This window comes from Paraburkholderia sp. BGA-UO-ETr-F21, from assembly GCF_059567925.1.
Map to the genome: position 1 here is coordinate 25,507 of NZ_JCAQOY010000013.1, position 11,369 is coordinate 36,875.

At 59.0% G+C, this 11,369-nt stretch carries 8 protein-coding genes; 4 read left to right on the forward strand and 4 right to left on the reverse strand.

The window, feature by feature from the left end:
- Positions 1 to 35: 35 nt before the first annotated feature.
- Positions 36 to 1,241 carry a DNA-binding protein gene (locus tag AC57B1_RS10015; protein WP_496417449.1) on the reverse strand — a complete coding sequence of 402 codons (1,206 nt, stop codon included), beginning with the start codon at positions 1,239 to 1,241 and terminating at the stop codon, positions 36 to 38.
- A 2,085-nt stretch (positions 1,242 to 3,326) separates the two neighbouring features.
- Between AC57B1_RS10015 and AC57B1_RS10020 the strand changes: the two genes are divergently transcribed.
- Entirely contained in the window at positions 3,327 to 4,676 is a 1,350-nt protein-coding gene (locus AC57B1_RS10020; RefSeq protein ID WP_408188033.1) for a replication initiation protein, read from the forward strand.
- A 58-nt stretch (positions 4,677 to 4,734) separates the two neighbouring features.
- Here the strand turns inward: AC57B1_RS10020 and AC57B1_RS10025 are convergent, their stop codons facing one another.
- Together AC57B1_RS10025 and parA are read right to left on the reverse strand one after the other, a co-directional pair.
- Positions 4,735 to 5,793: a ParB/RepB/Spo0J family partition protein gene (locus AC57B1_RS10025; RefSeq protein WP_496417450.1), complete on the reverse strand. Its 1,059-nt coding sequence runs from the start codon at positions 5,791 to 5,793 to the stop codon at positions 4,735 to 4,737.
- A 25-nt stretch (positions 5,794 to 5,818) separates the two neighbouring features.
- Positions 5,819 to 6,481 carry a ParA family partition ATPase gene (gene parA / locus AC57B1_RS10030; RefSeq protein ID WP_007178644.1) on the reverse strand — a complete coding sequence of 221 codons (663 nt, stop codon included), beginning with the start codon at positions 6,479 to 6,481 and terminating at the stop codon, positions 5,819 to 5,821.
- A 1,222-nt stretch (positions 6,482 to 7,703) separates the two neighbouring features.
- Here parA and arsC point away from each other — a divergent pair.
- Positions 7,704 to 8,063 (forward strand): arsenate reductase (glutaredoxin), encoded by a 360-nt coding sequence (gene arsC, locus AC57B1_RS10035; RefSeq protein ID WP_496417451.1) that lies wholly within the window; start codon positions 7,704 to 7,706, stop codon positions 8,061 to 8,063.
- 36 nt (positions 8,064 to 8,099) lie between these two features.
- Here arsC and AC57B1_RS10040 read toward each other — a convergent pair whose 3' ends face one another.
- Positions 8,100 to 9,086: a sulfonate ABC transporter substrate-binding protein gene (locus AC57B1_RS10040; RefSeq protein WP_408187345.1), complete on the reverse strand. Its 987-nt coding sequence runs from the start codon at positions 9,084 to 9,086 to the stop codon at positions 8,100 to 8,102.
- A 229-nt stretch (positions 9,087 to 9,315) separates the two neighbouring features.
- Here AC57B1_RS10040 and AC57B1_RS10045 point away from each other — a divergent pair, with 229 nt between their 5' ends.
- Entirely contained in the window at positions 9,316 to 10,692 is a 1,377-nt protein-coding gene (locus AC57B1_RS10045) for a GntT/GntP/DsdX family permease (protein ID WP_408352281.1), read from the forward strand.
- A 134-nt stretch (positions 10,693 to 10,826) separates the two neighbouring features.
- Entirely contained in the window at positions 10,827 to 11,117 is a 291-nt protein-coding gene (locus tag AC57B1_RS10050; RefSeq protein WP_408187343.1) for a DUF1272 domain-containing protein, read from the forward strand.
- The last annotated feature ends 252 nt before the right edge of the window (positions 11,118 to 11,369 follow it).

The following is an 11,369-nucleotide window of genomic DNA, read 5'->3' on the forward strand; positions in this document are numbered from 1 at the left end:
TTGCCACTTTATCCGCTATTGCGGCGCGTCAAACGTCATGCGGAGGCCGCAACCGCTCCGCTCGACTGAAACCGGCGAACCGCCTCCAGCCTTGATTCGCCGAGACCCGACGAATGATCGCACTCGGGACATTGCAGCTCGAAATGGTGATCCACTTGCGACAACTCCGGCTCACCTTCTTCGCATTTGGGGCATCGCAGCGGCAGGGCCACATGACCGTCCGCTGCCGTTCCGATCATCCTCAATTCGTCATCCGTCAGCCGGCCAGCTTCGACCAGTGAGCAGAGTAGACCGGCGATTGCGGGATCAATACCTTGCTGGCCGCGTAAAACTGCTACCTCTTTTGTCAACGTATCGACTTCGTCGGACTGCTCGCGCAGTTGGGCGTCGAGTCGGTCGCCGCGCGCCTTGGCCGACGCGATCTGCTGAATAAATTCAAATTCTTTGCGACTCGCATCGCGGAGACCGGACTGGTAGGTAGCCGCCATGCTGCGCAACGAATCGAGTTCGACCAACATCGGTTTGACGCGCCGCTCGGCTTCAGCCACTGCATCCTTGATCTGCTGCGCATAGTGTTCCGTGCTTTGGCGTAGTTCGACGTGCAATGCGTCGATCCGGTCCCGCAGCGCCGCATTGGTCGCGAATTCGTTGTCGAGACGTTGACGAAGCGCTTCGTTTTCTTGATCGAGCCGGCGCACTGTTGCCTGTAGCCCCTCTTGGTGAGCATTGCCGTGCGTGGTCGCGCTCGATAACTCGGTCTCGAGGGCGCGAGCGCGCTCCCAGCCAGCCTCCGCTCGGAGTTCGCTGCGCTTGATCGCGTATTCGGATGCTTGCTGCCGAATTTCCGCTTCTCGAGCACGCTGATCGGCCGCGGCGATTTGCGCGCGCATTTCCTCACGTTCTTCAGCGAGCGTCGCACGGGCGTGTGTGACGGCTTCTTCGAAAAGTGCGCCGAGTAATTCACCGGCGCGGTCTTCCAAAGCTTTGGGGATAGCACCAGCGCCAACTTTCACGCGCGACACATGTCGGATGCGTTCCCAGAAGTGGTCGATGTCTTTTGGGATATCGCTCGCGCTGCCGGTTTGGGTCAGATCGCGAACCGCTGCCATGGATGGGCGAATGCCCAGATCGAAAAAGAGTCGCTTGCACGCATGTAGCGACAGATCTTGCCGACGAGCCCCGTTGGCGCGCAGCGCTTCAAGCTCGCTCCGAATGGTTTGCCGTTCCTGATCCAGATTCATGTATACCTCGATGTCGCTCGAATTGGATAGATCATAACAATTTACGTATTGTTTGCTACGTATTTGTCTTGGTCGATCATGAATTGGCAAAAAGGCATGCTTGGGTGGCCGATGTGCAGTGACGGATTAGTACTACCCGGGTATTTCCGTGAAACAAAACGAAGAATAGTCAATAAGCTCTTGTAAAGAAAGAGCTTTTAAAGCTTTTCCAGCGATCGCGTACTGTTTCACGAACATGTCGTGGAGGCTACTTCGGTTGAAGGCTTTGTCCGAAGGACACGCGGGGTGAAATTCTAGAGAGTAATAAAAGTAAACACCTTTGAACCCATGTTAAAAACGTTAACGCCACGGCAAAGCCTTATCTGGCAAGGCTTCCAGCCTGGTAAGGTGAAGCTTTGCGGGAGAGGTGGTGAGGTCTTGCGGGATTGTCGAGTGATGAGGTTCGGGGGCCTCGGTGAGCGGGTCCGGGACACAACGTGAGCGGGTTCAGGAACCATCCCCAAAGTGAGGTCGAAGCAAAGGTGAGAGTTTGCGGGACCTGAATGCCTTGGATCGCCCGGCCGTGCGTAAAAGTCGGTTCGAGGTTCTGTAACGGGTAAGGTGAGCGCTTTCGGGATGTGCGCTGAGGTGCAATTCCGGCCTTATTTTTAGCTCGTTTACCCCATTGGTGAGTCAAGTCGGGAGAAAACGGGAACTGAAGGTGAGGTTTTACGGGGCACGGGTGGCATTTTTGCCTTATTTCTGTGCATTCCGGCACTTGAGGTGAGGGTTTCCGGGAGTGAGGCTGTGTTTCGACCGGACTGTCGGTGTGTTGCTGATGAGGTTCGTCGATCCCGAGATGACTAAGGTGAGGAAATTCGGGAGGCGGACTTCTGCGTGAGCAGCTGTCTGCGAAATGTCCTCGAATCGCGGTAAAGGTGAGAGTTTTCGGGAGTCTTTTTACGGGCGCGTGATCCGTGAGGTGAGTAAATACGGGATCAAAATGCCTGTTATAGGCCGGAAAGGCTCTGCTGACGGCACCGAATGCGATTCTGTTTTGTGGTCGAAGAATTCGAATGGTGAGGTTTTTCGGGACTGTCGTGGCGGCGATCGGCAATGCCATTTTTCGCCGAAATGCTCTTTAAGGTGAGAATTTACGGGAGCTGTCTCGGATGGCATCGTCAATGCCAAAAACTTAAGTAACTGAAATGATTGACTATTTTTTGTGTGTTTCGCAAAGGTGAGGTTTTTCGGGGGCCCTATTTGCAGGTGAGATGATCCCTCTGGACGCCTCTGAGGTGAGGCTTTTCGGGACGGTTTTTCGGTGGTTTTGGGGCTTCCCGTCTCTGGAGGCCGCGTCGTTCCAAGGGCTCCGCTAGCGTTAAGGTGAGGTTTTTCGGGGGGATTTAAGAAGGTCGAGCGAACCCGTCGAGTTGGGCGCTCTGGTTAGGTACCGCCAATAAAGCGTGCACAAGTGGTAGTTGTAGCGATGCGCGAAAGGCAATTGCGCTGGTGTCCCGACTAAGCGATCCATCGCCATCCTTGCGTTGGCTGTGCGGGACCTCGCGATCGGGGATTGCGTCGCGTGAGTGCCTGAGGGTCCGTGGGCGGGGCCGTATTGGGTGGCGGGAGGCTTGTAGCCGGTCTGACACCTGTTGCTGCGCGGTGCACGTGTCAGCGTACGGGCTAGCCCCAGTGGCGTTGATGCGACTTCGCGTGCGGGCTTCACACGTTTTGCGTCGGCGCTTCCCTCCCCTGCTGCCAACGATGGTCGAAACTTGTTCATCAGTTTGGGTGGTGCGAGATTGCGCCCGATCCGCGAGCGCGCCACGCATCGAAATTCGCGAAAATTTTTGAGGTGAGAAGATTCGGGAGTGAATCGCGTGCGTTTGTCCGCGGCGCACAAATGCCCCGAAATTGCCAAGTCCGCGACCTGCAAGGATGCCCCGAACCTGGCGCGAAATGGCTGAGGTGAGGGTTTTCGGGAGTTGCTGGAGGTGAGTCGCACCTCGTAAACTCACTTCACCGCGAACGGTGAGACCTACGCTATAGACGGGTATCACCGCAGCCGGTATGCTCTCGCCAAATCCCTCCTCGACCAGACGCATGGCCACGAAGCGCGCGAAGAAGACCGATGTAGTCAGCCCGAGCTCGGCCGAATTGCGCAAAGCCGTCGAGGCGATCGCGATTCAGCCCAAGAGCGGCAAAATCACGCTCCTTACCCGCAAGCTGTTCAACGTGCTCCTCGCCGTGGCCCAGCAAGCAGACGAATCGGGCGACACTTATCGGGCTTTGCTGTCCGACATCGTCGCGAACTCCGCGTTTGATTCCAACGACACAGCGCTCGTCAAGGAGCACTTGCGGCGTATGGTTTCGGTGCAGGTCGAATGGAGCACCGGCACGTCCAGTCAGAAGCCGGGTCGGAAATGGGGTATTTCCACGCTGATCGCCGACGCTGAAATTCTCGAAGATCCCACCACCCGTCGCGTCTGGGTGGAATTCTCGTTTGCGCCGAAGATCAAGAAGAAGCTGCTCGATCCGGTTCAGTACGCGCGTCTGAGTCTTCAGTTCCAGAGTCAACTGCGTAGTAGCGCGGGTCTCGCGCTTTACGAGATTTGCGTGCGCTACCTGACCAACCCGAGTCACCTGACGATGCGCGAGACGTGGGAATGGTGGCGCCCTATCCTCTCCGGCACGCCGGACACGGAAGCGGGAGATGAGGCGAAGCGCGAGTACAAGTACTTCAAGCGTGATTACCTGCGCCCGGCTATTGCCGAGGTCAATGCCGTCACCAATATTTTCGTCGAACTGATCGAACATCGCGAAGGACGCCGCGTCGCCGAAATCCAGTTTCGCGTGACCGAGCGCAAGCAACCCATGCTCGCACTCGACGAACATCCGAACGTGTTCGACAGCACGCTGGTCGACCGTATGGTGAAGATCGGCATCCCGCTGAAAGAGGCGCAAACGCTGTACGCCGATAGCGAAGAAAATCGCATTCGCGCGGCGCTTCAGATGACCGAGCAACGCATGCGCAGCACGTCGTTGCCGCCAGTGCGCAGCGCGCCGGCGCTGTTCAAGGACGCGTTGAAGAAGGGTTATGCGCCGCCGGTCGAAGCGCTGCCATCCGGTAGCGGTGGCAAGGCCGCGGTGGCTGCGCCGGCCGACGACCTCAAGGCCCGACTGCTTGGCGAGTATTCGGCATATCGCCGCAAGGAAGCGCGCGAGCTGTACGACGAGCAAGGTGAGTCCGAGCGGGAGATCGCGCGGCAGTCGTTTGAGGAAGATGAGTTGCCGGGACTCGGCACACATATGCGCGACGACTGGCGCCGTCGCGGGTTGGATTCGAAGATTGTCGAGACGGCATTCTTCGATTGGCTGGCTCGCAAGACCTGGGGTGAGCCTACCGACGGGGACTTGCTTGCCTTCACGCTGAGCCAATCGCGCGCGGCGTAATCCAGCTGGGTGTGGGGCTGTCGACGTCGCCCCACCTCTACCTCTGCATCAGCCCTTCTTACTTCAGCATCTTCTCAATCTGGCGAAGGATGTCGTCACGCTTTTCGCGCGTGAGCCCTTTCAGGCGCAGTTCGATGCGATCATCCCCATACGATTTGAGATCACCGACCGATACACCGTCGAGTTTGATTTCCAGACGTTGCGCGTAGCGTTGGCGGCCTGCCGGTTTAGTGCTTTCCTGTGCGCTGGCTCTTCCTTTGACGATGTCAGCGACTTGCCGCGTGCTCAGATCGTCCGAGAGGATCTTGTTGATCAGACGCAGCGTTGCGTCGGCTCCACGAGCTGTATGGTAACGACCCACCTGATAGGCCATGTTCGAGCCGAAGCGGTCCGGTCGCGCGACCATCTCATGCATGACGACCTCGGGCAATTTGGAGATCGACAAGGCGACGGCCACCGTCGATTCGTCCAACCCGAGGTGTTCGGCGAGTTCCTTCTGACTTTGAAAATGCCGGTCGTCGAGAAAGCGCCTCCATACAACCGCATTGTCGAACACGGTCTGCGAATCGCGTTGGACGTTGAGGTCGTAGCCGAGCTTGTAGCTCTGGATACCAATGGGCAGATCGATGACGGTCGCCTTCACCGATTCCTTGTTCGCTTCCTTCAATGCGCGCACCCGCCGTCCGCCATCGCTGACGAAATAGGTGCCGGGATTGTCGTAATCCGGAATGACGTGGATTGCCTGCTGCTGCCCCTGCTTTGCCAGGTTGACGGCGAGTTCGGCAATCGACGACTTCAGATAGAAATGCCGCGGATTGAACGGGCTAGGCTTGATCGTTTTGAGCGCCAGCTCGATGATCTGTCCCGGCCGGTAGCCGTGCTCAGTCCGCCATGCGCGGTAGGCCGCGGATTCATTGGCGACATCGACGGCGTCGACTTCGGCAACGCTCTGCGACGGCGCAACGGGCGCGATGATGCGCGGCGCTGCTTCGCTATTCCTGGGGTCATTCTTAACCAGACCGTCGATGGCATTTAGCCGATCGAGCGCGGTTCGCTTTTCGCTGCTGGTCGAATCAGGACGTGCTTGAAAGCCTTTGGCGAATTGGGAGGGTTTCATTCAGGGTCCTTTATGCGCATAAATTTCACGGGAGCAAAGCGGCGATCTCATTCGCGCATGCCCGTACTTCAATGGCGGCAAGCTTGGCGCCGCGATCGTTCATCTGAAGCACTGTCTGCCCTAAAGCCATGGCCTGCTTATAGGCTTCGCGGGTCGGAATCTGTGTCTTGAGCAACGGAAACCCAAGCTCTTCCAACGCACGCTTTAGTTCGCGCGTCAGCATCCGCTTTTCTTCGGTCTTGTTGAGGAGGAATACGGCACGCAGGTCTTCATTCATGAGCTGCGCTTGCTGGACGAGCTTCACCAGTCCAATACTCGACCAATAGTCTGCAGGCGATGACGATGTCGGAATCACGGCAACGCTCGCGGCGAGCAGAACGACGCCGGAGACTTTCTCGGTGATAGAAGGTGGGCAATCGACGACGATGATGTCGTAGTCAGCTACGAACTTCTTGATCTCGCGATGGATCTGGCTGCCGGCTTCGGAGAGATTGACGACGGGAAAGGGGATGCCGGTATCACCGTCGGATGATGCACTGGCCCAATGGATCAGTGTGTTTTGGCCGTCTGCGTCGACGACAAGAACGCGTTTGCCCTTCTCATGAAACGCAGCGCCCAAGTGCATCGCGATAGTGCTCTTCCCGACCCCACCCTTCTGCTGAGTTACCGCGATGATTTCTGCTGCCAATCTTCACCTCCTCTTTTTAGACGCAGATGGATTTTACCTGGATGATTTTGTATTTCAATCGTTTTTGTGTAAACGCGATAAGGATTAGCCGTTTGGGATAGGTTTATGCGCATAAAGGAGGAGCGGCGTAGCGATGCAGACGTTGCCGGAGTTGCCAAAGTGACGGGTGGGTTGCCGGGGCTACGCGTGCACGGCAGGTACCGCTGGGTCATAGCGACGGGGGGTGGCCTAGGTCTGATAGCCGCCTCGCGTTTGGAGGTGCCTTTGCCGTTTAGCAAACTCTGCGCAACGCAGTGGCCGCATAGCTGCGTTCCTCGACCCGTGCATCGGTGGTCGGGCGATTTGTGTTGGTTGTGAGAGCACAGATAGGTCCGCGTATGCCGGCCAAAAGATTTATGCGCATAAAGTGGCCGCAGGGCATCCGTGCTGATGGCAACTCTCGAGCGCGAGTAGTGCATACGCTTTGAAGAGGCAGCACGACGATCGGAGTTCCGGACATCGTGCATCGAGCCGAGAGCCGAGAGCCGAGAGCCGAGAGCCGAGAGCCGAGAGCCGAGAGCCGAGAGCCGAGAGCCGAGAGCCGAGAGCCGAGAGCCGAGAGCCGAGAGCCGAGAGCCGAGAGCCGGGCCTCGCCTGCAGAAGGCTCAACAGCGCTATGCCTGCAAAGGGTGATCTACGACGCGAGAGAGATGATTTCGAAACGCCGGTTGACGCGCTTTATGCGCATAAAGCGAAAACTCCAACCACTACAAACAAAAGCGCCCGCCCAGAATTCGACGGTGTCCTGGTATAGGCCATGTGCCCATGGCATTTGCGAATGAAAGAGGCCTGTCTATATGGTGTTCAAGTGTGCACGCACTCTGTACTAGCACGAAATCGGGCCTATACAAAAGTCGCCCATGCGCTAAAAACCTGACTCGGTCCAGCACACCCAGCCCCGCTCCGCACACCTCAATAAATTTGCTTTAGGCGCGAACCAAAAAAATAACATCCTCACCGTAAAAGCCTAGCCGAGCATTCTCACCACGCCTCGCACGCGAGATGAACAAAGCCTCCTGCTTCAGCCGATCAGAGGCGTGCAACAACCTGCCGAGCCCGCAAATACGAATGCTTTGCGGCAGCGCACGTCCCCGCCCGCTAAAATCCTTAGCCAACAACCGACCCACCCGGCCATCGCCCCCATGCACGCGAGACCGACGGTCACCACTACCCCAGCCAACCCATGATCACGATCTATCACAACCCCCGCTGCTCAAAATCGCGCGCCGCGTGCGAGCTCATTACCACCACCTACAACAACGCAAACGAAGCAACGGAAATCGTCGAATACCTCAAGCGTCCCCTGACTGTTGAACAGCTCGAGCAACTCAACGCGCAACTAGGCTGCGCCGTCCGGGACATGATCCGCGACACCGAAGCCGAGTACAAAGAACTTCACCTCTCCGACGCCTCGCTGACCGACACTCAGTTATACGAAGCATTGGCGAACCATCCCATTCTTCTGCAACGGCCAATCGTCGTGCGAAACGGGCGCGCCGTGATCGGCCGCCCGCCAGAAAATGTCGCCGTGCTATTCGCCTGAATGGCCTAAAAGAGCGAGCAATCGAACGCCGGCTGTCTATACCTTGCTAGCAGGCAAGGTGGCATCCTTAGTCACGATCTTCGTCGGGATGATGTGCAATTCGCTGAACGTGTCAGCGATATGTTGCTGTTCCGCGAGCACGCTTGCGTCGACGGGTTTGTAGATGTGCGCGTAGTGCCGCAAGCCCGCTTCGATCACGCCGGCGTCGAGCCCTTGAATCGGCGCGAGCTGTGCGGCGGCCTCGCTGTAGTGTCCCCGCACCCACGCTCCCTCTTTACCGACTTCTTCCATCGTGATCGCGAGCACATCGCTGTTCTGTTGCGCAAACGGCCGTGCGCTCAGGAAGAACTGATGATGGCTCACGATCCCCTCGCCATCCGCAAGCAAGCGCGCATTCGACTGGCGCTTAGCCGCTTCGAGGAACGGATCCCAGATCGCCCAGGCATCGATCGCGCCGCGCTCAAAGGCCGCGCGGGCATCGGCGGGCGCCAGGGTGACTGGCTGAATGTCGCTGTACTTCACGCCGTTTTTCTGCAGGGCCGCAACCAGAAACCAGTGAACATCCGAGCCCTTGTTGAAGGCGATTTTCTTGCCCTTCAGATCGGCCAACGTTTTGATCGGCGCATCCTGATGCACCAGGATGCCTTCGGCGTGCGGCGTCGGAATTTCATAGGCGACGTAGACGAAGTTCGCGCCGGCGGCCTGTGCGAACACCGGCGGCGCCTCGCCGACATAACCGAAGTCGATGGCGCCGACATTCAGTCCTTCGAGCAACTGTGGCCCCGCAGGAAACTCGGTCCATTTGACAGTGATGCCGAGCGGCGCGAGACGCTTTTCGAGCGTGCCGTGCGACTTCAGCAATACGAGCGTATTGGCGGCTTTCTGATAGCCGATGCGGAATTCCTTCGCGTGCGCATCGGCGGCAAAGACGGATGGGGAGACGACGGGCAGCGTGGCGGCGGCCAGCGAAGCGCCCACACCAGCGATAAACGCGCGGCGCGTGAGCAGTGGATGACGTGACATAAAGATGCTCGTTAAGAAGACGGACGCAAAACGGACCGGTTGGCTCCGACAATAATTCGTCTGCAAGCCTGGACGAACCGATAAATTCGCATAAGCAAATCACGCGAGCGAACGAAGTTTGCCGGACCGCGATCTCGCCGCCTTCCTGCGTTGAACCACCGCCCGTCGCTACAATTCGGCATCCGCGCGCAACCGCGGCTGCGTTACTCTCTCGACCAAAAGGGACACTGTGCATCTGACAACAACACTCGCGCCGTGGTCATCCCACGACACCCAATTGATCCTCTCTTGCGCGCTCGGGCTCGCACTGATCATCGTTTTCATCAGCGTGCTGAAGCTCGCGCCGTTTCTGTCGATCCTGGTCGGCACGTTCGCGGCAGGCTTTTCCGCCGGCCTGCCGCTCGAGGCCGTCGCCAGCGCGTTCAGTAAAGGCGCCGGCGCGTTGCTCGGCGACGTCGGCATCATCATTGCGCTCGGCGCCATGCTCGGTGCGCTCATGGCCGAATCCGGCGCCGCCGACCGGCTCGTCTCAACCATTCTCAAGCACTCCACGCCGCGTACGCTGCCGTGGATGATGGCGCTCGTCGCGCTGATCATCGGCTTACCGCTCTTCTTCGAAGTCGGCCTCGTCATGATGGTGCCGATCATCTTCGTCATGGCGCGCCGTTCGCAGCAGCCGATCCTGCGTATCGCGATTCCGGCGCTGGCCGGCATGACCACGCTGCATGCGCTGCTGCCGCCGCATCCGGGTCCGCTGATCGCGGTGAGCGCGCTGCATGCCGATCTCGGCCTGACGCTCGGTCTTGGCCTGATCGTCGCGATTCCCGCGGTGATTCTCGCGGGTCCGCTCTATGGCATCTGGTTATCCAAGCGGATGCATGTCGCCGAGCCGGAAGAAATGGGCAAGCTCTTCAGCGCCAGGCAAGACACCGGCGAGCCGCCGAGTTTCGCGATCTCACTCATCACGATCCTGTTGCCGGTCGTGTTGATGTTGGGCCGCACGGTCGCCAAGCTGCTGCTTCAACCCGAGACGTTCCTGTTCAACACGCTGAATTTCCTGGGTGAGCCGTTGGTCGCGCTCGGCCTCACCGTGCTGTTCGCCGTGGTGGCGCTAGGTTGGTCGCGAGGCATGGCGCGCGACCGGGTCGGCGGCATTCTGCGCAAGAGCTTGCCGCCGATTGCCGCGCTGCTGCTGACCATCGGTGCCGGCGGCGGGCTCAAGCAGGCGCTGGTGGTAGCCGGTATCAGCACGACGATCGGCAAGATCGCGGTCGGCGCGCACATGCCACTGATTCTGCTGGCCTGGCTCATCGCCGTCGCGCTGCGTCAGGCGACGGGCTCGGCGACGGTAGCCACCACCACGACGGCGGGTATCGTGGCGCCGGTAGTCGCAGGTCTAAGCACGACGCACAATTCGCTGATGGCGCTCGCGATCGGCGCGGGCTCGGTGTTCTTCTGCCACGTGAATGATGCCGGTTTCTGGATGGTCCGCGAATACTTCGGCTTGCAATTGAAGCAGACCGTTCTGGTCTGGTCGGTATTGCAGACGATCGTGTCCGTCGTCGGGCTTGTGCTCACGTTTGCGTTATGGACGGTGCTCACGTAACGGTGGAACTGGCTTTCGCGGCATTGGCAGGAATTGACGCCCGGCTGTCCATTGCGGCTTGCCGGCGCCGCTTACACTGGCCGGCAGGCGAGGTGCCATAACGCACCTCACTTCTCTGAAAACGCGGAGCCACCATGCTTGAACTGAGACCGTCCTGCGAAGGATGCGGCAAGTCACTGCCGCCACATGCATCCGACGCCATGATCTGTACCTACGAGTGCACCTTCTGCGAGGTGTGCGCGCTCACCAGGCTGCGTAACGTGTGCCCGAATTGCGGCGGCAATTTCCAGCGTCGGCCGATTCGCACCCGGGCTCAACTCGAAAAGCATCCGGCCGGTACGACCCCGCATCCCATTTCCATCGATGAAGCGTCGCACGCGCGTTTCTTCGATCGTTATCGGGACACACCACCCAGCGAGCGCTAGACGACGCGGCGCGCTCACGCGCCCGCCGTGCCCAAACCGCGATCCGCCGCTCGCCCGCTCGACCCACGCTTCAGCTCTCGCGCTTCACCGTACCGACGGTCTCCTCGACGGCGTCTGCGCCCGATTACAAACGGCCTAGAGCGTGTTAGGCACTTTGCGGGAGACCTAGTATCCTGGCGGGATGAAAAGAGCAGATCGCAAAGGGTATCCGACCGATGTGTCCGACGAAGAATGGAGCTTCGCAGCACCCTA